We start from the raw sequence: 26,923 nt of genomic DNA on the forward strand, positions 1-26,923 counted from the left end.
CGCGTGTAGCATCCTACTTCCGGCATGAATCGATTAAATATGCAGCATAACAGAACTATTTGTCCGCCGGGTTAATAACTGCTACTCCGAATAAGAATAAAACGCCACTCAAAGCATTTTTTTGAAGAATGACTTGGCTAATGCCTCTGAAGAGACTGATAAGGAAATATCTGACTTTTATAGGTGTTGGCTTTGCCATAATCTTTTTGCATAGCGATTCTTCGTGTAACTTAAATAGCTATCAGTCATCGTTTAGTGGTTCATGATCGAGCCCCAAAGATCTCCTTACTCTTCTCGGCTTTTTTATTAACGATTACAGTCCTAAAGATCCGGTATCGACCTCACGTTTCATGTTATCAAACGATAGTCTGGGGTGATAATGCTCTTCCTACCTATTTATAGGATTAAACCAAGGTGAAAAGCCAAAGTTGTCGTCCTTGTATAGGTTGCGGGTGGTGAAGAAGCGGATAATGTTAGCCTCCAGATATTAAAAGCCCAACAGACCGAGTCTACTCAGGTCGTCTCTTTATTCATCGGAGAGGTGCCATGACTGATTATCGAATTGGATGAAACTGATATGGACCCTGCTCGCTCACTTTCCCATTTGTTTGAATGGAAAAATCTGTGTTTGCACAGAATAAATAATAATTCACGTAATTATAGCTTTCGCCCACAATGAATATCTTTTGATGCCGGAACATATTTTTAATAATTACTATAAAATAAGCACCTTTAATACGTGTATGGTTGGCGGAGCGCTTTATAAAATACTAGAAGATAATGGGCATACTGGACGTGTCCTTGTTGGATTTTAAATAAATAACCCAGGGGCCATATGGCTATCCCGATATTTTCAATATCGATTAAATTTATATAGGTCATTACCCCGAAGTCTCAAATCAATGTGAGAAACCCGGTCTCGCCAAGATTTCCCCGCCTTTAATTTAGCAATTCTTGCAGAAACAAATTTCTCGACTAATTAAATATCTTGCCCTTGTCTAAGGCGGAGGGCAAATCTGTTTTTGCCCGTTCCATTCGGCCTTTAGAACTGGTCGGAATTTCAATAAAAATTCCGCTATCAAATTTGGAGAATACACATGCAGAATCCTTATCGGTGGCTTAGTTGCGGGCTTGCCGCAATTGTTAGTTTTTCAGCTATATCTCAGGCAGCTCTGGCTGGGGATAAAGACACCCTTATTACCAATCCGGCTACGCTGGAAGCTATGGGCTTTGAAAAAGAGGCGGATAACGTATATGTCGTTGAAGGCGCTGACCCGGAAAGGCCCTTTGATTCTTCCTTGTATTCCTCTGGCGACCTTGATACTCAAGAGGGGATATTCCCATCAGGGAGTACAGATTATTCACCCATTACACCGAAGGCATTTATTGGTCGGCAGGATACCACTGGATCGCAATGGTTATATTCTGCAGGAAATGGTGTTGAACTGAGCCGTCTAGGTACTGAGCAATTTGCAGACGCTCAGTTTTGGGACCTACCAAACGGTGGCACTTTGGAATTTTTTAGGTGGTGGTGGTCTGATAATGACCCGAATGCGGCGATGGCAACGTTTCTTTTTGAGGTTTGTCAACCTGCCTTTGGCGCCGGCGCTATAACATACACACTGGTCACTAATAGCACGAGCACTGATGCGGCAAATGGATCAACGGCGATTAACATACCAAGCCGCCCCATTAATACGCAAGGTTGTTACTATCTTGCTCGTGTACGGTTTGATACAGCAACCACTCTTTTGAGGCTGCAGAAAGTTCGACTCCAGTTTATTCATCCGTAAGACTGCCCACGCTTAGCAAATCCACTGGCAAAGCCCGGCCAAATGGGCCGGGCTTTGCCCCCTACCCTCTCTACTTAGGCTCAGGGGATTCCATACTTTTCTGCCAAGCGGTCAATATCTGATTGAGCTCGGGAATTATTTGGGCATTTCGCTCTGAACCATGGATTGAGATCAGAGTTTTTGTTACTAACAGGTACGTCTTTAACATCCCAGCAGCGATCCCCGATTTGAACAAATCTACCTGTTGAGGTCTTATATCTTGCATCTTTAGGTAAAAACTTACGCACTTTATTGCGGTCACGAATTAGCTTTTCTTCGAGTTTTGGGTCAAATACAGTGGATTGACTTCCGGCTCGAGGATCTGTAGGGACGCTCAACTGCGGGTTGATTACAGTGGGTACTGGATGTTTTTCTGGTCTTAACTTGGTCTTCACCTGCACCTTGTAATTTTCCCGAATTGTAGATTTTCTTCTCGGCTCAACTTCGCTGGATCTTTCTTTTGTATTATTCTCCGGTTTTTGAGGGCTTATTGAATGCGTAGAGTTAGGCTCTACCGTTAAATAATCAATCTTGGAATTTGCAACTGGTGGAACTTTTTTTATATCCCTGCGAATCAGTATAATTTCAATCGGGGTCCTGCTGGCTTCCCTGGTTTCTAGGGCTCGTGGAGCTAATGCTATTGGGATGCAGATCAGTACGGCATGTGCACCAAGAGAAAGTGTCAAAGAAATTATTAGACGCCAAGTTTCTGCTTTTTTACTTTTATTTTGCAAATCAACTCTATTACTCAGATCCATCGGTATTGATGACCATTTCCTTAATGGGGTTGGTCAATGTCCTTTAATAAAAACCAAATGCTGATTGTGAGGCAGCAGATATGACTCTTACGGGAGGGAAAAGTTCTTCCCTCATGGACTCAATTCCCTTGCCTTTTATTTTCAAGTGAATAGAGAGAAGAGACTGATGACTGTGGGGAAGGATGATAGTAGAAGCTTTTAAATACATTCGGTTGTAAATTTAATAAAGCTTGAGGATTGTGGCTACTGTTATCTGATGGTTTCTACTCCGACAACTGTGTGCCAACTAAAGTAAAGAAAACGGTACTCGTCGAAGACTATTTGGCCTCGTTTGGGCCTCACGGCCCTAACCCCAGTATAACGATTTTCATTCAAGTACGAACACAGTGGGCTATCTTCAATTTTTATGACAGCAGATGTAATCCGGTAAACTACCTGTGACCCACGGAGATACGTAATGCGCATACCAGCCACCCCGCCTGGTGATCTTAACGAGGAACAAAAACCACTCTATGAAGATATGGCCACTGAGATGAAAGGCTATTTCTCTGGTTTCATCAAAAAGCGCAAAGATGGGGCTTTGCTCGGCCCCTGGGCCCCGGCACTTCGCTATCCCAAATTTGGCAAACCCTGGTGGGATTACGTAAAAGCGATTTCGGATAATCCCTCGTTGCCAAAATCTGTACGTGAGGTTGCGATCTTGGCTACAGGTGCACATTTTAAAGCGGGTTATGAACTGTACGCTCACTCCGCTATTGGTGAACAGATCCATTTAGCATCCGATAAGATTGCCACTATTGCAGCTGGGGAGCGCCCGGTTGACCTGACTTGTGCAGAAAGTACTGCGTACTGTGTTGCGGTATCCCTTGCTGCGGGTGGACGTTTACCTGAGGCCACATGGCAAATGGCGGTAGAAGCTTTTGGTGAAGGCGGTGCTGCAGAGCTCATTTTCCTGGTTGCCGGATATCATCAGATTTCTGCACTCCTAAATGGTTTCGATGTTGGTATTCCCAGCGATAAGGATTAATGGAAGTTTAGGTTTGGTGCTATACAAGTCCGGGTACGAGCCTCAGACGTAGCTCTCGCCGCCCGACTCCTGGCTACAACTCTCACCCTGCGTTCCGAATTGACTATCTTTGTCTATCGCAATGTTGGTTTGAATGTCATAACCACTTTGTGTTCTTGGCCATCGTCGATTAGCGGGATCTTATTGGTGGAAATTTCTTCGTTATCCAGTGTCAGTTTGGCAATGTCCCGCGGACACCCGCCGCAGTGCTGTACTTCAATGGCATAGCGGCTGCCGCCAAAACGCAGAGACAGGTGGTAGTTATCCCAGGACTCAGGCAGACAGGGCTCGATGACAAGGTGATCGCCGTCGAGGATTTTTACCCCCAATAAAGCCTCCAGTGCGCTCCGATAAAGCCACCCAGAAGCACCGGAATACCAAGTCCAGCCGCCGCGCCCAACGTGAGGCTCTACACCGTAGACATCACCAGCCAGCACATAAGGTTCGGTGCGGTAGCGCTCTACGGCTGCAGGTGTGTTCGTATGGGTAATCGGATTTAACAAATTAAAGTAGTGCCAGGCACGTTCACTCTGGCCTAGTCCGGCGGCGGCCCAGACCGCCCAGGTGGCCGCATGTGTATATTGGCCACCATTTTCGCGGATACCTGGAGGATAACCTTTGATGTAGCCGGGGTCTTTCTTAGTGCGGTTAAACGCTGGTTTGAGGAGCAGTATCTGTCGCGCGACCTCGTTGACCAAATGCCTGTCGGCGGATTCCATTGCGGTGCGTGCGCGTTCGGTTGGTTCCTGCTGGGAGAGTACGGACCAGGTCTGCGCGATCAGGTCGATTCGGCATTCATCACTTTCCTTGGCGCCAATCGGAGTGCCGTCGTCGTAATAGGCGCGTCGGTACCAGGCCCCATCCCAGCCACTTTCCTCCACCTGCTGGCGAAAATTCTCACCCAGCAGGCGATAGTATTCCGCCAGGGCGGAGTCCCCAATATAGTCGCACAGAGGCGCCATATCGCGGCAAACCCGTAGGAGAAACCAGCCCATCCACACGCTTTCGCCGCGGCCGGTGGTGCTAATGCGGCTGAAGCCGTCGTTCCAGTCGCCGTTGCCGATCACTGGCAGGCCGTGGGGGCCCACTGCTCCGGCGCGCTCAATGGCGCGACAGCAGTGTTCGTAGAGGGACCCCGATTCGTCACTGTTATCGAACTCCGCGTAGCGCTCGTGCTCGTCCTTCCCAAGAGGTGCCCCAGAGAGGTAGGTGACTGGCTCATTCAAAATGGCGTAGTCGCCGGTGGTGCGGATGTACTGCGCTGTGACAAAGGGCAACCACAGTAAGTCATCGGAGCAGCGGGTGCGCACACCACGTAAAGGATTTTCGTGCCACCAGTGCAGTACATCGCCATCTTGGAACTGTCGTGAGGCCGTGCGCAAAATATGTTGGCGGGTCCATTCAGGCTCTGTCCACAAGAGCGCCTGGACATCCTGTAGTTGATCGCGAAAACCAAAGGCGCCGCTGGACTGATAGAAGCCGCTGCGTCCCCACAGGCGGCAGGCCAGGGTCTGATACGGTAGCCAGCGGTTTACCATCAGTTCGGTGGCCTTATCCGGTACTTGTACCTGCACGGAACTCAGATAGTTTTCCCAAAATTGCTCGAACTGAAGCTGCGAATCTGCGGCTCTGTTCGGGTCCTGAAACTCATCGGCCAAGGCCAGCGCCTGAGCGCGATCCACACCCTCCCCCATCGCGAAAAACACCTGTTGTGTCGCGCCGGCCGCTAAGTCGATATGAACCTGATAGGCGGCGCAAGGGTCGCCACCACTCTGCACTCGGCCGGTGAGGCCGATGCGAAACAGAGCCTCCGGTGCCTGCGAACTTCCGGCGCTGCCAATAAATTCGTGGCGGTCTGTGGTTAGGCCGTGGGGTGGTAGGCTGGCGGTGAGAAAGGCCACGCCGGGCTTGGCGTCTGGGACGAAGGCGTTGCGGGCCAACAGCGCATTGCTTTCGGAGACGAATTCGTTGACCAAGTGCGCCCAGCTGCCGCTTCGGGTCAATCCCTGCACCCACTCCACATAGTAAGTAGCTGTCAGGCGCCGAGGTTTGTTCCAGCAATTTTTCAGGGTGAGACGCCCAATTTTGACTGGGGCAACACGATCGACGGTGATATGCCAGGACTGTTCCAGGCCGTGGCTGTTATGGCGGTATTCGGTGTAGCCTGCGCCATGGCGCACTTGGTAATCGGCGTTGGCGGGGCGCGGTGCTGGGGTGGGACTCCAGACCTCAGCGCTCTCTTCGTCGCGCAGGTAGAGAACTTCGCCGCTGGGATCGCGCACCGGATCGTTATTCCAGGCCGTCAGCCGATGCTCCCCGCTGTTGCCGCTCCAAGTGCAACAGGAGCCACCCTCGGACACCAGGCAGCCGAAATCGGGATTGGCGATAACATTCACCCAGGGGGCTGGAGGCCGCTGGCCCGGCTCCCCAGCTTTGCCGGCCTGTAGATGCAGGACGTACTCGCGGCCATCGGCCGTGAAGCCGCCGAGACCATTGTCGAACAAGAGGTCCTTTGGTCGCTCCAGTACGGGGGTGGGTAGTGACGTATAGTCGGCAGGCTGCACTGGAACGAAAGGCGGTAGCGGCTGTAGCTGTGCCTGCAGTGCTGAGGCGCTGTTCTCAAGCTGTGCGGCGACAGAACCCGCAGTGGAATCGAGCAGTACGCGGGCCGCGGCCAGCAGGCCCATGCGGTCAGATTCAGGCAGTTCCTGTCCCGGTACCATTACCACTGAGCCATCCAGTTTACGCAGAGTGCGCCCACGGATATCGGCGATCATCTCCTGCAGTCGGTCGCGAGTCTGCTGAGAATAGCCGGCGGAATCCTCGTCGATTATCACCAGGTCAATCGCCAGGCCGCGGCCACTCCAGAGGGTGTGCGCCTGCAATACCAACTCGGCAAAATCGATTCCCGGCTCACTGCGGACTTCGACCAGTAGTATCGGATTATCCCCAGAAATACCCCGGCTCCAAAGGCAGCGCTGAATATGATGGCTGTGAGCCAAGACCCTGGAGGGCGGGCGGAGCCCCCCCGAGGGGGCCAGTACCGCCGACAGTAAATCCATCATCCAGTGTACGTCGACAGGAGAAATGTGCAGGTTGTGCAGCTCCTGTTCCGACTGCATACGTGCAAGGTCGAACACCCAGCGCGCTTTAGGGCGCGATCGATAGGAGCGAAGCACCGAAAGAAGCTCTCGCCGGGATTTGCTCGCCCCGGTCAGATAGATCACTTCGATTTCAGATTGTGGCGGTATGGTTACCTCTTGAGCCGAGGCGATTACCGGGTCGAGCACCGGTCCGGTGGTGCCGGTGAAACCGGCCATCCCATGCTCCAGTGCCAGAGGGCGAGCGGGTGAGCCACCGCGCCCCAAAAAGCGCATTCGGTCGGTCTCCCACCCCAGGCGGTGATGCACCGCATTGGAAACCAATGCACAGTGGGCCATGTAGATGGGCTTTTCATCACTGCTGCGAGGTCGACGACGATAGAGCATCACCTGTTCCTCGGGCAGGTACTGGCTCTCTACAAACAGTTTGGCAAAGGCGGGATGGCGTTGATCTTCGCGCTCTGGTGCGAGTACCACTTCTGCGTAATCTGCCAATAGCAGGTGGCGCTCACGATCGCTCTCGTTTTTGATGACCAGTCGACGGGCTTCGACATCATGCTGAGAGCTGAGGGCGATATGCAGGCGGCAGAAGAGATCCGATTCCCGGCGTTGAAACTCTGCGCTCTGCGGGGAGAAGTTGGTCATGCAGTGGCCGGCATCGCCACCACAGGGCGCTAGGCCCACGGAGAAGAGTTCGCCGCTGTCGAGGTCGCGGACATAATTCCAGTGGCCCCACTGGTGCTTGGTCGGATCCGCCTGCCAGCGTGTCAGAGCGATGTTGTGCCAGTAGCTTCCCCCCGCACCGTCCGCCCCTAACAGCAGGCTGTGGTGCCCATTGGACAGCAAGTTGTACTGTGGATAGGGCCGCCCAGGCAGAGCCGACCAGCTTCGCAATGCCCCTTCGGCGTGGAAACTGCGTTGCAATCCGGGCTGTTGCCAGGGCCTCAATGCGGGCCGCGCGGTGGGCACGCGTTCGTGCAACAGCGGTGTCAGACCGGCGATACGCACATCGCTGTGGAAGCGCGCCTGCATGATGTCGTCGTGCAGGTAGTTGTTGATCGCCAGCAGGATCATTCCCTGATGGTGGCTCATATAAGAACGCACAGTGCGCGCACGGCGCGGTATTGGCTTGGCGGTACGGCCGTAGTCGATCGCTTCATAGAGGCCGAACTGGCCATAGCCGCCCTCGGCACGCAGATGGCGCAGGTTTTCCATTACTGCGGCGGCGTCGAAGGGCAGCGCCATCATGGAGGCGTAAGGTGTAATGACGAGACGCTCGCCGAGGTCGCGGCGAAAACCAATGCCCGGCACCCCAAACGCGCGGTATTGGTAATGCAGTTGGCTGTCCAGCTCGTAATATCCGGACTCGGCGATACCCCAGGGCAAGGCAAAATTAGCGGTGAATTTGCGGTGTATCTCAATTGCATTGCGACAGGCCCGCCCCATCAAACTGTGGTCTGGGGTTTCCATCAACAGCCGCGGCATCAAGTACTCGAACAGGGTTGCGCTCCAGGACATCAGCACCACTCGCCGGTGCAGATGCCGGAATGGACGCTCCAGGTGACGCCAGTGACGCGCGGGGATATCGCCCTTGGCAATCGCCAGGAAGCCGGTCAGGCGCGACTCTGAGGCCAGCAGGTCGTAGTGATTGGGGTCCAAAGCGGCATCGGTGACGTTGTAGCCGATATGGAAAAGGTGTAGTTCGCGGTCATACAGGAAGCCGAAGTCCATTTCCTCAACCCACGCGCGCGCGCGCGTGGCCAAATCCGAGATGTCGAGGAGGTAGTTGTCAGCGTTTTCCCGCGCCCTAACCAGTGCGAGGTGCAGCTTGTCGCACCAGGCAATGACTTCATCCTGCCGTTGCTCAGCGCCGCCGATGAGGAGCGCCTGGAGCTGCTGCAATTGGGCCCTCGCCTCTGCGCAGACGTCCGTCATTGTCGCGAGTGAGACGGGCCTACTCAACAGGGTTTTAAGGGTGGTGAAGCTTTCGGTCACCCGTTCACCGCCGTCCCGGCAGGCTTTCGGGGGTGACTGCATCAGCCGCAGCCAGGGTTCAAGCTCTTCCTGATAGCGGCGTGCTGCGACGGCGTGGCGGTGCAACTCATCGAGCCATTGGCGCAGGCGCCCCAGGGCCTCAGCGCTGAAATTCTTTTCATCACCCTCAATCAGTTTCAGCATCTGCTCCTGCAGCCAGGGCACATCCCGTTCGTAGATATCATCGATGGTTTGCCACCAACGATTGTGTTCCGCTCCAGCTTGCAGGCGTTTGCGGAACTGCGCAATTTGCGCGTTGATCTCGTGGACGTCATCGGAAGCGGAATCCGGATCGACGGGCTGTAGGGTTTCCGCCATTGCATCGAGAGTATCGGTGATACCCAACACCAACTGGCGGCCGCTTAAAGGCTCAGTTTGCAGCACCTGCAGACCACTGGCCAGGGTCATTAAACTGCCGGCCAGATTTCCACTGTCCACGGTGGAGACATAACGCGGATTGAGCGGGCGCAATTCGCGCGTCTCGTACCAGTTGAGAAAATGTCCGCGATAGCGCTCCAGCCCGCGCATTCTGTCAAAGCTGTTATTCAGCCTTGCCAATAGCAGGCTGAGATCCAGGTAACCGAAATCGTAGGCACTGAGGATGGAGAGTAAGCCGAGGCCAATATTGGTGGGCGAGGTCCGCCGGGCCAGCACTGCGAGCGGCTCTTCCTGGTAGTTATCCGGCGGCAGCCAGTGGTCGTCTGGGCCCATGAAATGTTCGAAGAAAAACCAGGTGCGGCGGCTTAACAAGCGCAGTTCGCGTTTGTCCTCTTCTGTAAGGAAGGAGGTCTCCAATGGACGCGGCTGATTAATATGCTGCACCAGCTGCGGGGCGAACAGCCAGGCCAGTATCAGAGGCGCCGCTGGTAGTAAATTGGCGGGCGCGCCAAAAAGAAGACCGGCGATTGTCAGCAATGCAATTGCCGGGGATACCCACAGTTCCCGCCAGCTGCCGCTGGCGCTTAGGGATCTACTGACCGAGCGATTCACATGCGCTGCCGAGGTCCACTGCAGTAGGTGACGGTGAGAGACACCCAGTCGGTACAGTGTACGAACTATCGCGTCCAGTGCATTGACTGCCAGTACTGGTAAAAGGACCAGGGATAGTAACCAGTGTAAAAAGCGCTGCTGTAAGGCTGCCGGACCTCCCCGCAGGTGCAGGTGGGCGCGGCTGGGGTCGGCGATGCTGCGCCATATCATCGAGAGCAATTCCTGCCACACCGGCGCGGATGACAAAAACAACAGCCCCAGGGTCCAGGCCCAGGGGTGGCCCGGTAACCAACCGCTCCAGGCTAATAGGAAAAGTGCGAGAAGGCAGGGCGCATCCAGGCTGCGGCGCAGATTGTCGACGATCTGCCAGCGCTGAATAGGCGGTAGAGGGTTACTGACGTTTTCACCCGTATCGATAGAGACACGCTTGCGCAGCCAGGACAGCAATTGCCAATCGCCTCTTATCCAGCGGTGCGAGCGGCGCAGCATGGAGAAAATATTGGACGGGTACTGCTCGTAGAAAATGGCATCCGAAAGGAGCCCGACACTGCCGATGGCACCCTCGAGGAGATCGTGACTGAGAATGGCGTTTTCCGGGAGTTGCCCGGCCAGAGTCTGGGAAAAAACCCTGGGGTCGTAGATACCCTTACCGGTGAATATGGCCTCACCGAACAGGTCCTGGTAGGCATCGGATACCGCATGGGTATAAATATCCACTGTGCGATCACCGGAGAAAATCTGGCTGAATACGGTTCCATCGGAACTGGCCGGATCGGTTTCCACTCGCGGCTGGAGAAATCCGTAGCCAGCGACTACCCGCCGGCAGCTATCGTCGATGACGGCACGATTGAGCGGATGTGCCATGGCCCCGACAAGTCGCCGCGCAGTCTCCGGCGGCATCTGGCTGTCGGCGTCCAGCGTAATCACATAGCAGGTATCCTGCAGCAGTTCGCGGTCGCCAAAGCAAACGGTGAAACTGTGCTCTTCCTGACCCGACAGCAGATGGTTGAATTCGATAAGCTTGCCGCGCTTGCGCTCCCAACCCATCCAGCACTTTTCCACTGAATTCCAGCGCCGCTCGCGGTGCAACATGAGAAAGGGCGCCCTCCCCTCGCTATTGGTATGGCGCTGATTCAAAGCCTCAATGGAGGCTTTCGCGTTTTGCAGTAGCTCATCATCGCCTTGGGCATTTTGTGCATGGGCATCTGCGAAGTCGCTGAGGACGGCATATACAAGATTCTCATCGCCATTGTTGAGGTAATTAATCTCCAGGCACTCAAGAATTCTCTGCATATCCTCCGCATCAGCAAACAGTACCGGCATAACGACCACTGTGCGGCACTCTCCCGGTATCCCCTTTGCGAAATCCATTTTAGCGAGCAGGCGTGGCGGCAGGCAGTGGGTGATCAGGCCATTGACCAGTGCCAGGGCCATACCGACCACAGGTACGACAGCAATAGCTACAACCAGCAGGGTTAAAGCGCTAGAGGTCCCACCGAAAAGCAAGTAAATAGCCAGAGCGAGAAGCGGTGGAATGGAGAAAAGCGCCAGCCCGGAAAAAAACACCGTGGGCGCCCGGTGTAATAACTGCCAATGCAGGCGTGCGAGGAAACCCGGTTGGTATCCCAGCGCGGCTTCCAGTTCAGGCCGCCCTTCGTCTATCAGGTAGTAACCCACATGCCGTGTGCGCATACCGGGCGCTTGCTCAGCGCACAGATCCACTAGACACTGTGCAACCTGAAGCTCGGTTTTGTCACTGCCACGGGCCAGCTTCTCAACTACATCCCGGTAACGGTCACGTGTTTCAAAGTCCATACCGCTATAGGCGGTTGATGGATCTGTACACAGAATTCGCTCTACGCGACTCAGGGATTCGACAAAATCCCGCCAGTTACAACTGCGCAGCTCCCGTAAACTGATAATGCCACTGGCGATGCTGACACTGAGTCCTTCCTCCAATTCTTCGTTTCCCGCCAGCGCATCCTCGGCGCGTTGTGCCAGGTGTTCCAGCAGACAAAGTCGCAGCAGTGCGGGCAGTGCCCAGAGTTCACCAGTCGTTAAAACCGCGTCTTCCTGGTAGTAGTCGACTAACTGGTGAATGGATTGGATATCCAGCGGCTGTGAGAAGTCGATAATCAGGGCATTGGCCAGGGCATGGATTCGTAAATCCGAGCTTTTATTGCGCGCGGTAACCTGGGGGAGCTGCTTTATGTAGTTCCCCGGCAACGACTCGCACACCAGCTGCAGAGCCTCCTGAACCACGTGGCGATTATCCAGCAGCCACTCCTCGCTGCGGGTACTCTTTTCGCCCGCTTCGACTCGTTCGGCCAGGTGTTGGTATATTTTCTCGAAGTGTTTTTCCAGCTGCCGCAAATGGGCTCTCAAACGATAACCTCCACCCGCGCGAGCGGGCTGGCGATGACGCTTGGCCAGTGCGGCTATATCTTCAAGGCGCTGCTGTTCGTTATCCCTGCTTGGGTTGTCGCTCTCTAACTGTGCGGCAGCCTCCGTTTTGGGCGTGATTTTCTGAGGTTTGGGGTGCACAAAGAATTTGTCCCCCTGGCCGGAATCCTTCCTTTTCCAAAACCGCAATTTCATCGATGTGCTTCATTTCTAACCGGGAGAGTCGGATGGCGAATTTGGCTGGCGTCAGTGCCGGCGCGAAGGGCTTGCAACTGGGATTCTTGTAGGTCCTGGAATACGAGCACCGGAAGATCACTGTGTGACATCACGGTGTGGCAAATTGTGCCTGTTACCTGTTGCTCACCAGTCTGCCAATCGTGCGCGCTCATGGCGATCAGATTGACCCCCTCATCAGCCGCGGTGGTATAAATGGTTTCGGCGACATTTTGGGCAACAAGTAATAGTGGGCGTACTTTGATGCCGTTTTCCAACTGTCGAGCTATTTCCTCCAGATAGGCCTCTCCTGCGCGGCGATTACACTCGACAAACTTTTCTCGAGTGGCGTGTTCCTCGCGCGTGATGGGCATACGCCGAGGCATTTCGGGTACAGCAATGACCTGCAGCAGGATCATTTCCATCTCTTGTCCACGCATCATGGAAGCTGCCTGGCAGGCTACCCACTCGGAATGTGAAGAGCCATCCATCGATACCAAAATACGGCGATAGGACATGTTTTCCTGATTCGGTGGTCTCAAACCAGGACGCACTATGATGAACGAGCGCCCCGAACCACTGAACAACTTTTGGGCGGTGCTTCCAAAGTCGAAGCGGCTAACCCCTCCCTTGCCATAGGCGGTAAAAACAATCAGGTCGATATCCATTTCATCGCAGTACTCGACAATCTGTTCGGCTGGGCGGCCCTCCACTACAGATTGGGTTACGGCAATTTCCTTTTCGGAGATACGCTCGGCAAGGCGGTTCAGGTAGCTACGTAATTCCACCCGGCGCAGGCGCCAATCCACTGGATCGATACTCTGTTCGTCAGACATTTGTACATGCAGGAGATGGATTTTCGCACCGCTGTTGCGTGCGAGCATCACCGCATGGGCGATGGCTTCCTCGGCAATGGAGGAGCCGTCAAGAGGAAGTAAAATGTGTTTAAACGGCATGTCAGTACTCCCAGCCGGGGGCCGGCAATGGATATTCGATGAATCTCAAAGAAATTGGCGACAGATGGTTTTGGCTTTGCGATTTTTCCCGGTTTTTAAGCGAAATTTGCATCGCGATCGCAGCTCAGTCTGGCTAAGGTCAAGGGTATTTCAACTTGCCGGGCACGGTGTTGTTTCTAGTGTCAACCTGAGAATCTGGGTACCACATAACTGAAAATGAAGGCTGTCGCTGATTCGCGACGCCAGTTTCGAAATGATTCTGGTGATATCACTGGCGGGTGTACGTCCTGGGGGGTCGACAGCCTGGTATTTAAATGCCGATGAGAATAATACGTAGCTGTGGGGAAAACCGTTTCAAGGTGAGGAGGTCTGGTAAAGATAGGTACAGGTTCCTCCTAGAACCCGGGGAAAGTTCACTGGCGTAATCCCATCCCTTAAGGTTTATCCCGAGTATTTAATCGGGCTCCAGGCGTGAACCGCTGAACGCTGCGTGCTTGAAAAGGCGTAAGCGTATCTGTTTCTCGGTCTCGACGATCGCAAAAAGCACTACCCCTATACCCACGATCAGTATTCCATCCGCAAATGATACCGCCTCTGTGGCGAATATTTTCTGCATTGGTGGGAGGTAGGTCATGGCAAATTGGCCCGCACACACCACTAGCACGGCAAGCCATACTACAGTGGTGCCACGTACGGCCTTCCAGGTCAGCGACGTGCCATACATGTTGCGAATAAAGAACAGGTGGAATATTTCCATCACCACTAAAGTGTTCATCGCCATGGTCCGCGCCATATCCAAAGAATACTGCCGCTCGGTGGCGTAGGTGTAGACCCCAAATACACCGCACAGAAACAAAATGCTTACCAATGCGATATGCCATACCAGTACATTCGTTAGCAGTGGTTCGCTGCGAAGTCGGGGTGGGCGGCGCATGGTGTTTTCTTCGGTGGGCTCAAAAGCAAGTGCGATACCGAGCGTAACGGCGGTAATCAGGTTCACCCATAATATCTGAATGGGGGTTATTGGCAGCACCATGCCAAAAACTAAGGCCACGATAATGGTTGAGGCCTCACCGGCGTTCGTCGGCAGGGTCCAGCTGATGACCTTCTTTATATTGTCATAAACCGTGCGCCCCTCTCGCACTGCGGCGCCGATAGAGGCGAAATCATCATCCGCCAGGACCAGCTCGGAGGCTTCCTTGGCGGCTTCACTGCCCTTTTGACCCATTGCGATGCCGACATCGGCACGCTTAAGTGCTGGTGCATCGTTAACGCCATCGCCGGTCATTGCCACGGTTAAGCTGTGTGCCTGTAACGCAGCCACCAGTCGCAGTTTGTGCTCGGGTCGGGTGCGAGCGAAAATATCTGTCTTCAGTACTTCCTCGCCCAGGGTTTTGTCATCCAGGTTATCGATGTCTGCACCGGTCATCGCCCTGTTGGGGCAGAGCAAGCCGATCTGCTGCCCGATGGCTTTGGCGGTTGCAATATGATCGCCGGTGATCATTTTTACCCGGATGCCGGCTTTTCGACACTCTGCCACCGCCGCAATGGCTTCCTGGCGAGGTGGGTCGATCAAACCGACGAGACCCAAAAGCGTCAATGTTCCCTGCACGTCCGAGTGTTCCAGAACCGTGTGTTCCGGCGTCACTGTCTTGATGGCGAGGGCAAGTACACGTTGGCCCTGTGCAGCGAGCGCTTCCGCCAACCTTCGCCAATCGTTTTCTTTCAGTTCTGAATCGCGCCCTACCGTTATGCGACAGGTTTCGCACATTGTCAGAATCTGTTCGGGTGCTCCCTTAACGGCGATAAGAGCATGGTTTTCATGATCGTGATTCAGAGTGGCCATAAATTTATGCCCCGAATCAAAGGGGATGATATCGGTGCGGGCCCAATACTTCCGTGTCTGCGCAGCATCCATTCCCGCCTTTGCGGCAAAAGTTAACAGCGCGCCCTCCATAGGATCGCCTTCGACTGTCCAGGTATTTCCCTTTTTCCTGAGCTCTGCGTCATTGCACAGGACTGCGATATGGGCGAGTTCAGACAGTGGCAGGCGGTTGGGAGTAGACTGGGGATTATCTGCCGGCTTTATCTCTCCTAGCGGTTCATAACCATTCCCGCTAATCGTGTAGTGCTGGCCATCGCCAGTGATCACTGATGCAACACTCATTTCGTTGCGTGTAAGGGTGCCGGTCTTGTCGGTGCAAATCACCGAGACCGATCCCAGAGTTTCGATGGCAGGAAGGCGACGAACAATGGCGTTGCGTCGCGCCATAGCCTGCACTCCTACGGCCAAAGTAATCGTCAGTACCGCGGGCAGACCTTCTGGGATAGCCGCTACGGAAAGACCCACAATGGCCATAAACAGCTCGGCAAAATCGTGCCGTAAAACAAACAATCCGAAGGCCAAGATCAAGGCGGCAACGGCCAGAATAAAAATGGCAAGCCACTTGGCAAAGTTGCCCATCTGTTCAATCAGTGGAGTGGTTAGGCGTTGGACATTGGCGAGCATACCGCTGATGTGGCCGATCTCGGTCTCTTCGCCAGTGGCGAACACCACTCCCAGGCCCTGGCCAGTAGTGACATTGGTACCGCTATAGGCCAGACAAGAGCGGTCCCCCAGTGCTGCGTCGATGCTTACCGGGTCGGTGCGTTTTTCCACGGCGAGGGATTCTCCGGTCAGAATGGCTTCCTGAATCTGCAAACCGTGGGCGGTTAGTAGGCGCAAATCGGCAGGTACCTTGTCCCCGGCTTCAATGAACACAAGATCGCCGGGGACCAGGTTTCGGCCGGGCACGGTTTGCCTTTGCTTATCCCGTATCACGGCGGCCCGCGGTGCCAGCATATGGCGGATAGCATCCATTGCTTTCTCGGCTTTTCCCTCCTGGGCGAAACCGATCGCTGCATTGACGATAACCACGGCAAGGATTACCGCGGTGTCTACCCAGTGTTGCAGTACACCGGTGATTAGTGCCGCAGCCAACAGCACATAGATCAGAATATTGTTGAAGTGTGAGAAGAAGCGTCGCAGTAATCTTTTGCGAGGAGGTGCCGGCAGGCAGTTGGGGCCATGGGTTTCTAGCCGCGCTGTCGCCTCGGGCTCGCTGAGCCCGAGCATTGATGTACCCAGCGCGGAGAGCACGGCCTTTTGTGGTAGTGCGTGCCAATTCTTTTCGGGCTTCGTCTGAGGCACGGATCACCTTTACTCGATTACCTTTCCTGGTATTTGCCAGAGAATAGCAATGGTCAGAAAAGTACATGGGTCCCGGCTGTGAAAAGATCTTCACCCAGTAACGCAGTAAAGCGCCGCCAGCGGCGCGATATCCAGATAATGAGGGTGTTTAATGATCAAAGAGTGCCCGCCCAGGGCTTCAGCCAGTAGGTACCCCAGTAGTAGATACCCCAAGTAGGTATATCAGGCGCAGGGCGAGAACAGCGCAGAATTCAGCCGGACTCAGCAAATTCTTGGCAACTGTTCCCCTGGCAAGCGCTGTAACAGCCGGTCACATCCCAGGTTGTTTCTCAGGGTTACCTGAGCATCGGTCTTGTCGGTGACCCGCCCAATCTTCGCACAGGAGGATCCAACCTGAGTTTCACGCAGAATCGAGCTGGCCAAATCTACGGATTCCTCTGGCACAAATGCGACAAAACGGCCTTCATTGGCAACATAGAGAGGGTCCAGCCCAAGCATTTCGCAGGCCCCTTGCACCGATTCGCCGACGGGTATTTGGCTTTCCTCCACTTCAATTGCCCTGCCACTGGTTTCGGCGAGTTCAACCAGTGCCGTGGCCAGGCCACCGCGAGTGAGATCCCGCAAGCAATGCAGAGTCACTCCCCCTCGTATCAATGCTGAAACAGCGCTATTGAGCGGGGCGCAATCACTGTTCAGTGCGCTTTCGAAATCCAGGCCCTCCCGGCTTGCCATAATGGCAATACCGTGGCGGCCGATATCGCCAGATAACAGAATTTGGTCGCCGGAGCGGATGCGGCTGGGGGCGATTGGTTGACCGCCCATTAGTGTGCCCACACCGCTGGTATTGATATAAATACCATCGCCCTTGCCTCTCTCTACGACTTTGGTATCGCCGGTCACCAGTTTTACCCCAGTCTCCTCCGCCGCGACGGCCATGGATTGCAGCACTTTTTTGAGGGTTTCCAGTGGCAGTCCTTCTTCCAATATCAGGCTGCAGCTCAAGAATTTTGCCTCGGCGGCGCCCATGGCCAGATCGTTTACGGTGCCGTATATGGCAAGTTTGCCGATATCCCCACCGGGGAAAAACAGTGGGGTAATTACAAAAGAATCTGTGGTAAATACCAGGCGATCGGCGCCCCAAGGTAAGGTTGCGCTGTCGTGGGCCTGATCGATCCAGGCGTTGTTAAATAGGGGTTGGATATATGTGCTCAACAGCTGCTGCGTCATCTCCCCACCGCTGCCGTGTCCGAGTCGAATAGTTTCCCTATGGATTGTTGGGAGTGGACATTGGATGTTCACTGGCTTTCACCTGTTGGCTGTGGCGGTAATACGCGGAGCAGGCTCCCTCGGAGGAAACCATGGGGGCACCCAGGGGGCGCTCGGGGCGGCACTCCTGGCCGAAATGTGGGCAATCGTGTGGTTTTTTGTGGCCGAGCATAATGTCGCCGCTGATACAGTGGTTTTGCTCCACCGGATTGATATCGGGCAGAGCAAATCTTTGCGCAGCATCTAAGCCAATAAACGCTTGATGTAGCTTTAAACCACTGGCAGGCATTTCTCCCAGCCCCCGCCAGTGTTGGGAAGAAACCCTAAACACCCGGTTCAGCAGCGCCTGTGCCTCTCGGTTGCCCGTTCGATCCACCGCCCTTGTGTACTGGTTCTCCACCCGACATTCCTCTCGCTCCAACTGGCGCAGGCACATCAACAGCCCTTCGAGAATATCCAGGGGCTCAAACCCGGTGACGACGATGGGCACCCGATACTGTTCCGCCAGAGGCCGGTAGCTTTCGTACCCGGTTATCGAGCACACATGACCAGCGGCAAGGAATCCCTGAACTCGCGTATCCGAGGCGGAACAAATGGATCTAATCGCCGGTGCCACCAGAAACTGGGAGACAAGCAGGGAAAAGTTTTGCAGCGATTGGCTGTGGGCCTGAGTGACGGCCAGGGCGTTGGCGGTTGCGGTGGTTTCGAAGCCCACAGCAAAAAAAACCACTTGCTTTGCGGGGTTTTCCTCGGCGATCTTTACCGCCTGTAAGGGCGAGTACACGATGCGGATATCGGCCCCACCGGCTTTGATATCGAGCAGGCTACTCTCCGAGCCTGGTACTCGCAACATATCGCCGAATGAGCAGAAAATTACCTCTGGTAGGGCGGCAATGGCGATGGCTCGATCAATTTGCTCCAGAGGTGTGACACACACAGGGCAGCCTGGGCCGTGTACCAATTCCACTGCTGGTGGTAACAACTGATCGAGTCGGTTTTTAACGATAGCGTGTGTCTGGCCGCCGCAGACTTCCATAATTGTCCAGGGTTGGGTGGTAACTTTGCGGATTTGTGCGGCAACTTTCAGAATGCTATCGCTCTGGCGGTATTCACTCACAAATTTCACCGCATCCCCCCTGATTGCTTGCTCTGTCCAGTGCTTCCAGGTCACGGAAAACCCGGCCCGCTTCTTCTTCCTGTATCCGGCTGATAGCGATGCCCACATGTACGATCACATAGTCGCCAACGCCGGCATCGGGGACCAGTGTTAAGTTGACCTCACGCGCAATACCGCCAAAACGTACTTTTCCCAGGCGCTGCAAGGGGGAATTGTCGTGGATATCCTCGATAAGGCCTGGGACGGCTAAACACATCCTGGGTTAGCCCTCCGAAGTTTGCCCGGCAGCGGCCATACAGTGGGCATAGTGCAACTGTCCCAGAGCAATACCGCCATCGTTTGGAGGTACCTGGCTGTGGCTGTGTACGGTGAACCCGTGCTCACGAAGCAAGGTGGAGGTACTTTCTGTAAGCCGTCGGTTTTGAAAAACACCGCCGGAGAGAAAAATATGAGGCTGACCCATTTCGCGAGCCACGGACAAAATCATCTGCGCCAGGGTATTGTGGAAAACGGCTGCCCGTTGCGGCAAAGACCGGCCCTCATCGTGAATCAAGGCGTTGATGCAAGGCGCCCAGTCTAATTCCCATTGGTCCCCGTGTGCATTGAGGGCGAACGGGTAGCTGTCACCATTTTGAATGCCGCGGGCGCTATGCTCTAGCGCCATGGCCGCCTGCCCCTCATAGCTGGATTGGCTGCAAAGCCCCTGTAGTGCGGCTACCGCATCAAATAAGCGGCCCACACTGCTGCACAGGGGGCTGTTAACCTCCCCTTCGAGCATGGTGATCAGGTTTCGGCGCTCGCTACGGGTAAAGCAACACTTGAGCAACCGGTGTTGCAGGGCGATATAGCCAGAGATCTCGTAGAGTAGCCCCGCTGCGGCACGCCTGGGTTCGCGTATGGCTTTTTCCCCGCCTGGCAGGGGGAAAGTACGCAAGCTGGCAATATGCTCGACCTTTGCAATACCGTCCCAGTAAAGAAATTCCCCTCCCCGTACTATGCCACTGCTGTCGTAGCCAGTGCCGTCCCAACAGACCCCAAGTGCGGCACCGCTGTGACCGTGTTCAGCCATACAGGAGAAGAAATGGGCCACATGGTGTTGCACTTCCAGCCGCGGAGCCCGTTGTTTCAAGGCCCAGCGGTGGGAACTATAACCAGGGTGCTGGTCGTGAATCAGGGTATGTGGCTGGCGCTGCTGCAAGCCGGTGAGGTCTTCAATGGTACGGCCAAAGCGCTCAAAGGCACTGGCGCTGCCCAGGTCGCCAATATGTTGGCTGGGGTAGATCCAGCCGGAGTGCGACAGGGCCACGGTATTTTTCAAGTCCGCGCCCAGGGCCAGGAAAGGTTGTGCCATAGCCTGTTGTGACAGCTTTGCCTGGGTAATGGGCAGGGGAGCATAGCCACGGGCGCGACGCAGCATCAGCGGGCGGTTTTCAACCACACGCAGCACTGAGTCATCCAGCGGCCGGACAATACGGCGGTCGTGCAGAAGAAAGTGATCCGCGATTTTGCCCAGGCGCTCCAGGGCTTCGGTGTTGTCGATGCAGATCGGTTCCTCTGCGAGATTTCCGCTGGTGGCCACCAGCGGAGCGCGATATTTTTCTGCCAAAAGTAAATGTAGCGGCGAGGCGGGCAACATCACCCCCAGTTCTGGCGAGCCCGGCGCCACCTGGTCGTCTATTTTGACGCCAGGCTTGGCCTCCAGCAGCACGATGGGTCTTTCACTCGATGTCAGCAGGCTCGCTTCAAGTTCGGAGACCTGACAATCCCTGCGGACCGCCGTCAATGCGGCATAGAGCAGCGCAAAGGGTTTGTGCGGGCGCTGCTTGCGCTTGCGCAGCGCCCGCAGTGCATCGACGTTGTTAGCATCCACCAGTAGCTGAAATCCGCCCACGCCTTTGATGGCCACAATCTGCCCGTTGGCAAGGCTGGTGAGCGTTTCGTGCAGGGCTTCCTGCTGGATACAGAGCACTTTACCGTGCGCATCGCAGAACTGAAGCTGTGGGCCACATTGTGGGCAGGCGTTGGGCTCTGCGTGGAAACGTCGATCCTCGGGGTTTCTGTACTCATCCTGACATTGCGCACAGAGAGGGAACGACGACATGGCGGTATTGGCGCGGTCATAGGGCAGTTTATCGACAATGCTGTAGCGCGGTCCGCAATGGGTACAATTGATAAAGGGGTAGCGGTAGCGGCGATTCTGTGGGTCCTGCAGCTCCGTTTGGCAGTGCTCACACGGAGCCAGGTCTGGCAACATGAGCGTGGACTGTTCCGCAGCGACCTTACTTTCATGGATTTCGAATCCGGTGCTCGCCTGTGGCGCAAGGACCTCGGTTTTAAGTTTGAGAATCAAACTGTGGGGCGGCTTCTCCAGTGGCAAGCGCTGCAGAAATTGGTCGATATCACCGACCTTCCCTTCAATCTCTATCTGCACACCACCACTGTGGTTGGCGACCCATCCACTTAAAGAACAATTCAGTGCCAGGCGATAGACGAATGGGCGAAATCCCACCCCTTGTACCAGCCCCCTAACGGCTATACGGCGGCGTTCAATACCCATCACGGGCCTCGAACTGCAGGTTTTCCAGGATAATTTCCTGGGCTTCGATGTGGTGGATATCTGTCCGCACTTCAATATCGAGACGCAGCCCTTCGAGGGGAGTGCCGTGAATTGCCTGCTCAAAGTGCTCCCGCAGGTGATCGGCGGAAATATGGGCAAGTGCGCCCAGGCGCAGTTTGGCGCCAATTACTTTGGCATCCTCATCGGCAGCGAGCTGCTGTATCTTTTCAACCAGATTCTTAATCAGGGACTGTTCGTGCATGGCTGACCTCCGTTGTCAGCGTGTAGGAATGCGATTATTGCCTGTTCGGCGCGCTGGGCGCCGGTTTTCACCTTGGGGGTAAGGCGATCACTGCGAGTAAGGTCCTCGGCGCAAATAGCAAAAATGTCCAGGCGACGAGGCAGTGACTGCAGTATTTTGCCCAGTTCAATAGCCTCGCCGAGGTTGAAGCCATGACTGGAGGTACTGCATAAACTGGGCGCGATAAAATCCGCCAGATCGTTGTCGCCAATGATATTGACGCGAACCAAATTGCCGGCGACATACTCATCCGAGAGAAACGCGTCCACAAGGCAGACCTGCCGGCCTTTCCATTCGCCCACCAGGCGAGCCATATCGCCCCCACTCTCCAGGAAATCCACCAAACCTGCGAGACGACTGCGGAGCCTATCCAGTAAATAGGGCCCGACGCCATCGTCGCCCCGGTAGCGGTTGCCAAGGCTGATCAGCAACCAGCGCTCAGGGACTTCCTCGTTGCTCATGTTGCAAATGTAGCTGCAGGAAATGGGTTGAGCAGGAAATACAGGGGTCGTAATTACGGATGGCGCGTTCACACAATCCCTGTAGGTGTTCCTCGGAGAGGTGCATAAATTTGGGTAGCATCAAGCGCAGGTCATTTTCAATGGTTTTTTGGTTTTGTGAGGTGGGCGCAACAATTTTAGCAAAAGCAATTTTGCCATCCCGGTCGATGCTATAGCGGTGATACAGCAGCCCGCGCGGTGCTTCGGTGACAGCACAGCCGCTGGATGCCCGCGGTTCCGCGGTCAAGTAGGGTTCTCCACCGGCCTGGTATTGATCGATTAAACGCAGGGCTTCCTCGAAAGCATAAAGTACTTCGAAGCAGCGCAGCACAATACTTTTGAACGGATTGTTACAGGGCGGCTTAAATCCCAGTTCCCCGGCTATCCGGCGCACCGGCTCCGAGAGTTGAGGAAAATTCAGGTTGTAACGTGCCATGGGCCCCACGAGATAGGCCCCGCGCTCAATCAACACACTGTGCAGAGCGGTGCTGTGCGGCACCTGCTCCTCACGAAAATGTTTTTCATAATCCTGAGCTGTAATATTTAATCCCCGGTTAGAAATAATTCGCCCCTCATTCATTGGGTACTCGTTGGGGTTAGATAGGGCGACATATTCGTAGGCGTATTCGCAGTGAGGAAATGGCAGGCGAGCGGCCCAGCGGGCCATCTGCTCGGCCAGCTTGCGGGCTTCGGCCAACTGGGGACGAAGCCCATGCAGGGACGCTAGGCTGGGCAGCCGATAAAACCCGCCCACGCGCACATTGATCGGATGGACCTCCCTACCCCCGATCAGGCGCACCAGAGCATTCCCCGCTTTTTTGATCTCCAGGGCCTGCCGCACAATATCGGGGTGATCCCCTGCCATGGCAACGGCACTGGGGTAGCCGAGGAAGTCTGGTGCATGCAGCATGCTGATATGCAACATGTGGCTTTCGATCCATTCCCCACAGTAGAGCAAGCGACGCAGGGCCCTTATGGTCTCCGTGGGGACTAGGCCCAGGGCACGCTCCATGGCATGCAACGCACTCATCTGATAGGCCACCGGGCAGATACCGCAGATACGCGCAGTAATATCCGGCGCTTCGCTAAAGTCGCGGCCGCGCAGAAAGGCTTCAAAGAAACGCGGTGGTTCGAATATCTTCAGCTGCACATCGTGTACCGTGTCGTCGTCGTAGCGAATGAAAAGTGCGCCTTCGCCCTCGACCCGAGCTAGGTAATCGACTTTGATCGTCTTACTGTTTCCGCTTGCTGGTATCTCCTTCAAGCTTTATCCCCCCGCTCACGATGCTCACTAACTTCTTTAAAATGTGGTGCTAGTGCATTGAAATTACGCAAGTTTTCTATAACTGTAGACTTGTTAGCACCCAGCTTTTGCTCCCACCAGTGACACAGGGAGTCACTATTGGGGTTTTCCTTGGGACCATAGCAGGCATAACAACCACGGTTGTAACTGGGGCAAAGTGCACCGCACCCGGCGTGGGTTACGGGGCCCATACAGGGCGTACCGTGGGCGACCCACACACAAACATTGTTTTTGAGTTTGCATTCGATGCATACCGAGTGGGGGGGCACCTGGGGGGCTCGGCGATTCAGAAAAGCGCTAATCACCTCGAGCAGCTGAAGCTTGTTGATCGGGCAGCCCTGCAGTTCAAAGTCCACCGAGACGTGGGTGGAAATGGGCGTGGACTCTTTTAGGGTGTCGATGTAGGCGGGCTGGGCATACACCACCGAAGTAAATTCACTGACATCGGCAAAGTTGCGCAGGGCCTGAATACCACCGGCGGTGGCACAGGCGCCGATACATACCAGGAAGTTTGACTGGCGCCGCACTTCCTGAATTCTCAACAAGTCCGCCGGAGTTGTGATGGAACCCTCCACCAGGGAAATATCGTAGGGGCCTTCCACCACGGCGCTGGAGGCCTCCATGAAATAGGCAATCTCTACCTCTTGTGCCAGCAGCAGCAACTCATCTTCGCAATCCAGTAAACTGAGTTGGCAGCCATCACAGGAGGCGAATTTCCACACGGCCAGTTTGGGCTTGTGGGGCTGCTTAGTTATAAGCTGCGAATCTGCAGCCATGGGCGAATGTCCTCATAGCAAAACACAGGGCCATCCTTACAAATAAAGTTTGGACCCCATTGACAGTGTCCGCAGAGACCGGTGGCGCACTTCATATTGCGCTCCATAGAAAGAGAAATCGCCGACGCCGGCACGCCTTTGCGCAACAGGGCCTGGATGCAAAAGCGCATCATGATTTCAGGGCCACAGAGAAAAGCCACTGTATTGGCTCCATCTATTCGTGCCGCTTGCAGAGGATCGGTGATCACCCCGATGTGCCCAGGCCAAGTACCATCACCGTGGTCCACAGAGATCTCTTGTTCGATCTGCTTGGCCCAACTTTCCAGTTCCTCACGGTAGAGCAATTCGCTGGGGTGCCTAGCGCCATAAAAGAGGCGAACCTTGTTGGCAGCCAACCGTCCTTCCAGGGCGGCATAGATCACTGGGCGCAGTGGCGCCAGGCCGAGACCGCCGGCAATGATCAATAACTCTTTGCCCTTTGCCTTCTGCAGTGGCCAGCCCTGGCCAAAGGGACCTCGCACTCCCAGCGTGTCCCCCTCCCGCAGACACTCCAAGGCTCGGGTCACGTTGCCTTGAGCCCGGATGGTATGGATGAGTATGCTGCCCTCCCCCTCTAGCTCACGACCGCACGCCAATCCGCTAAAGGAAATTGCCGATTCACCCGTACCAAAGGCATACAGCATATTGAATTGGCCTGGGTTAAAACGCATTGGTGGGTTTGTACGGTTCTTTCTCTGAACCTGCAGGCGCAAAGTGAAGGTGCCTGCAAACTCCTCTTGTCGGTGGATCACTTGGTAAATCGATGGCGTCATGTGGCATGGCTCTGAGCTGAAGGCGAGCCATAGATATCCAGCAGCTGGATACGTGCCGACTGCAGGCGCTCAGTGGCAATTTTGGCAAAACGCTTCATCAGCTCGAAGCCCAACTTTGGGTCTTCTTCGCATTTGTTGCGCAAACATTCGCCGCCTAAACGCAAGCTGCGCACATCTCCCTGAGCGCGGGCATCAAAGGCCGAAATGTAGGGAGGGAACAGCCAAGACCAGCCGAAGATATCACCGCCGTGCAAGGTGAGCAGGCATAGGGCGCCGCGATTGGGGACAAATGTCTCAACCGTGACGCGGCCACTGCGAATCAGGAAAAAATGGTTAGCCGGGTTGTTTTCTTGCGCAAGGTAATCCCCATCATGGTAGACACAATTTTCTCCGCACGAGGCCAAAAACTGCAGATCACACTCCTCCAGGCCGTGAAAGAACGGGTGTTCGTGCAACAAATCGGCAATGGTTTTCACGGTTGCTCCTGACTTCCAGCTTGTTTGCACTCCAGGTCACGGATGCTGCGCACTTCCTCGGTGAGATCGATACCTACCGGGCACCAGGTGATGCAACGACCACAGCCCACACAGCCGGAACTGCCAAACTGGTCCTGCCAGGTAGCCAACTTGTGGGTCATCCATTGGCGGTAGCGGGAGCGGGTGTCTGAGCGAACCGGACCGCCAGTGAGATGGCTAAGGTCCGCAGTAAAACAGGAATCCCAGCGCTCCCAGCGTTCACTATGCTCGCCACTTAGGTCGGTCGTATCTTCAACCGTCGAACAAAAGCAGGTTGGGCAGGCCATGGTGCAGTTGGCACAGGAGAGGCATCGCTCGGCCACCTTGTCCCAGCTGGGACTGTCGAGATTCCTGTAGAGCAGCTCCTTGAGGTCCGAGCTGTCGAAATGGCGTGGCCCTTTACGCATCTCTTCATCCAGCTGTTGCACCCGTCCGTTCGCCAGGTTCTTCTCACGCATTCCCGCTGGGCGTAAAGAAAGCTCGCTCAATATTTGTGCGCCAGACGCCGATCCGCTGCGGATCAAAAAGAAATGCGCTGCGCCCTCGATCACCTCTGTCAGGGTCAGATCACTGGGCAGCTTTACTTCGGGACCAGTATTCATTGCGGTGCAAAAGCAGGTAGCTGCCGCCGAAGTACAGTTCACAGCAACGGTGAAAAGTTGTGCCCGCCTCTGACGATAGTTCTCATTGGTATAGTCTCCCTCGGTAAGAACTCGGTCCTGAATGGCAATGGCATGGAGTTCACAGCTGCGCACACCCAGGAAAGCGAGCTTGGGAGCTGTCTCCTGTATTTCGATAACTTCAATGTCTTGATGTTGCCTTGATGCTTTCCAGATCGGCCTATGCGGTAACTGCAGGTATTTTTTCCAGGAATGCGGCCCTACGGCATAGCCAAAGAAAGCCTTGTCTGTGCGGCGTTTAAGCCGGTAACGCCCACCTTCCTGGATATCGGTCCAGCCCTGGGGCAAATCTGCACTGGAGCTAATCTCTCCGTAAGTGATGGCCTTGTCGTTAATGGTGGGGCCAAAGATCTGATAGCCATCTTTGTAGATCGCCTGGATCAGTCTTTCCAGGTCGGATGCATGCAGCAAATAATCCATAGTGCTTATCAAAAATGCAGAGTTATTTTTGGGCATCGTTACTATCTTTAGTCTGACCAATGCACCGCGTATTGAGGTCGTCGTCATTTTGAACAATATTGAAAGTATAGGCAGTACCCCCCAGTCGCGTAGG

The 26,923-nt window shown here is 54.8% G+C and carries 18 protein-coding genes; 2 read left to right on the top strand and 16 right to left on the bottom strand.

The features are described from left to right. Positions 1 to 55: 55 nt before the first annotated feature. The gene (locus tag Q1A69_RS20415) at positions 56 to 199 is read right to left on the bottom strand and encodes an urea transporter (protein ID WP_366525591.1); all 144 of its coding nucleotides are present in this window, start codon (positions 197 to 199) and stop codon (positions 56 to 58) included. A gap of 898 nt (positions 200 to 1,097) precedes the next feature. Here Q1A69_RS20415 and Q1A69_RS14705 point away from each other — a divergent pair. Further along, entirely contained in the window at positions 1,098 to 1,793 is a 696-nt protein-coding gene (locus Q1A69_RS14705) for a hypothetical protein (protein WP_299586857.1), read from the top strand. An 80-nt stretch (positions 1,794 to 1,873) separates the two neighbouring features. Here the strand turns inward: Q1A69_RS14705 and Q1A69_RS14710 are convergent, their stop codons facing one another. Further along, entirely contained in the window at positions 1,874 to 2,566 is a 693-nt protein-coding gene (locus tag Q1A69_RS14710) for a hypothetical protein (protein ID WP_299586860.1), read from the bottom strand. Between the two features lie 481 nt (positions 2,567 to 3,047). Between Q1A69_RS14710 and Q1A69_RS14715 the strand changes: the two genes are divergently transcribed. Further along, complete coding sequence (locus Q1A69_RS14715) at positions 3,048 to 3,617, top strand: carboxymuconolactone decarboxylase family protein (protein WP_299586863.1); 570 nt, start codon at positions 3,048 to 3,050, stop codon at positions 3,615 to 3,617. A 113-nt stretch (positions 3,618 to 3,730) separates the two neighbouring features. Here Q1A69_RS14715 and Q1A69_RS14720 read toward each other — a convergent pair whose 3' ends face one another. The 14 genes from Q1A69_RS14720 to Q1A69_RS14785 form a co-directional block, all read right to left on the bottom strand. Beyond that, positions 3,731 to 12,379, bottom strand: coding sequence for a glucoamylase family protein (locus tag Q1A69_RS14720; RefSeq protein WP_299586866.1), 8,649 nt, complete (start codon positions 12,377 to 12,379; stop codon positions 3,731 to 3,733). Continuing rightward, positions 12,376 to 13,353, bottom strand: coding sequence for a universal stress protein (locus Q1A69_RS14725; RefSeq protein ID WP_299586869.1), 978 nt, complete (start codon positions 13,351 to 13,353; stop codon positions 12,376 to 12,378). The genes Q1A69_RS14720 and Q1A69_RS14725 overlap by 4 nt, the downstream gene beginning before the upstream one ends. A 454-nt stretch (positions 13,354 to 13,807) precedes the next feature. After that, a complete protein-coding gene (locus Q1A69_RS14730) occupies positions 13,808 to 16,543 on the bottom strand; it encodes a cation-transporting P-type ATPase (protein WP_299586871.1) in 2,736 nt (911 codons plus the stop codon). A 261-nt stretch (positions 16,544 to 16,804) separates the two neighbouring features. Next, a complete protein-coding gene (gene hypE / locus Q1A69_RS14735) occupies positions 16,805 to 17,842 on the bottom strand; it encodes a hydrogenase expression/formation protein HypE (protein ID WP_299586874.1) in 1,038 nt (345 codons plus the stop codon). Continuing rightward, positions 17,808 to 18,926: a hydrogenase formation protein HypD gene (hypD, locus tag Q1A69_RS14740; protein ID WP_299586877.1), complete on the bottom strand. Its 1,119-nt coding sequence runs from the start codon at positions 18,924 to 18,926 to the stop codon at positions 17,808 to 17,810. Before hypD ends, hypE begins: the two co-directional genes overlap by 35 nt. Further along, positions 18,919 to 19,182 (bottom strand): HypC/HybG/HupF family hydrogenase formation chaperone, encoded by a 264-nt coding sequence (locus Q1A69_RS14745; protein WP_299586880.1) that lies wholly within the window; start codon positions 19,180 to 19,182, stop codon positions 18,919 to 18,921. Before Q1A69_RS14745 ends, hypD begins: the two co-directional genes overlap by 8 nt. 6 nt (positions 19,183 to 19,188) lie before the next feature. After that, positions 19,189 to 21,483 carry a carbamoyltransferase HypF gene (hypF, locus tag Q1A69_RS14750; protein WP_299586883.1) on the bottom strand — a complete coding sequence of 765 codons (2,295 nt, stop codon included), beginning with the start codon at positions 21,481 to 21,483 and terminating at the stop codon, positions 19,189 to 19,191. Beyond that, positions 21,473 to 21,745, bottom strand: coding sequence for a hydrogenase/urease maturation nickel metallochaperone HypA (locus Q1A69_RS14755; protein WP_299586886.1), 273 nt, complete (start codon positions 21,743 to 21,745; stop codon positions 21,473 to 21,475). The genes hypF and Q1A69_RS14755 overlap by 11 nt, the downstream gene beginning before the upstream one ends. After that, on the bottom strand, positions 21,727 to 22,245 hold the full coding sequence (locus Q1A69_RS14760; protein ID WP_299586888.1) for a hydrogenase maturation protease: 519 nt from the start codon (positions 22,243 to 22,245) through the stop codon (positions 21,727 to 21,729). The genes Q1A69_RS14755 and Q1A69_RS14760 overlap by 19 nt, the downstream gene beginning before the upstream one ends. Further along, positions 22,223 to 23,548, bottom strand: coding sequence for a Ni/Fe hydrogenase subunit alpha (locus Q1A69_RS14765; RefSeq protein ID WP_299586891.1), 1,326 nt, complete (start codon positions 23,546 to 23,548; stop codon positions 22,223 to 22,225). The genes Q1A69_RS14760 and Q1A69_RS14765 overlap by 23 nt, the downstream gene beginning before the upstream one ends. Further along, complete coding sequence (locus Q1A69_RS14770) at positions 23,545 to 24,363, bottom strand: oxidoreductase (protein ID WP_299586893.1); 819 nt, start codon at positions 24,361 to 24,363, stop codon at positions 23,545 to 23,547. Before Q1A69_RS14770 ends, Q1A69_RS14765 begins: the two co-directional genes overlap by 4 nt. Further along, positions 24,339 to 25,175, bottom strand: a complete 837-nt coding sequence (locus Q1A69_RS14775; RefSeq protein WP_299586896.1) for an FAD/NAD(P)-binding protein — start codon at positions 25,173 to 25,175, stop codon at positions 24,339 to 24,341. Before Q1A69_RS14775 ends, Q1A69_RS14770 begins: the two co-directional genes overlap by 25 nt. Next, entirely contained in the window at positions 25,172 to 25,651 is a 480-nt protein-coding gene (locus tag Q1A69_RS14780; RefSeq protein ID WP_299586898.1) for a cyclic nucleotide-binding domain-containing protein, read from the bottom strand. Before Q1A69_RS14780 ends, Q1A69_RS14775 begins: the two co-directional genes overlap by 4 nt. Further along, a complete protein-coding gene (locus tag Q1A69_RS14785) occupies positions 25,648 to 26,826 on the bottom strand; it encodes a 4Fe-4S dicluster domain-containing protein (RefSeq protein ID WP_299586901.1) in 1,179 nt (392 codons plus the stop codon). The genes Q1A69_RS14780 and Q1A69_RS14785 overlap by 4 nt, the downstream gene beginning before the upstream one ends. Between the last annotated feature and the right edge of the window lie 97 nt (positions 26,827 to 26,923).

Source organism: uncultured Microbulbifer sp. (genome assembly GCF_947498635.1).
In the GTDB taxonomy this organism is placed as follows: domain Bacteria; phylum Pseudomonadota; class Gammaproteobacteria; order Pseudomonadales; family Cellvibrionaceae; genus Microbulbifer; species Microbulbifer echini.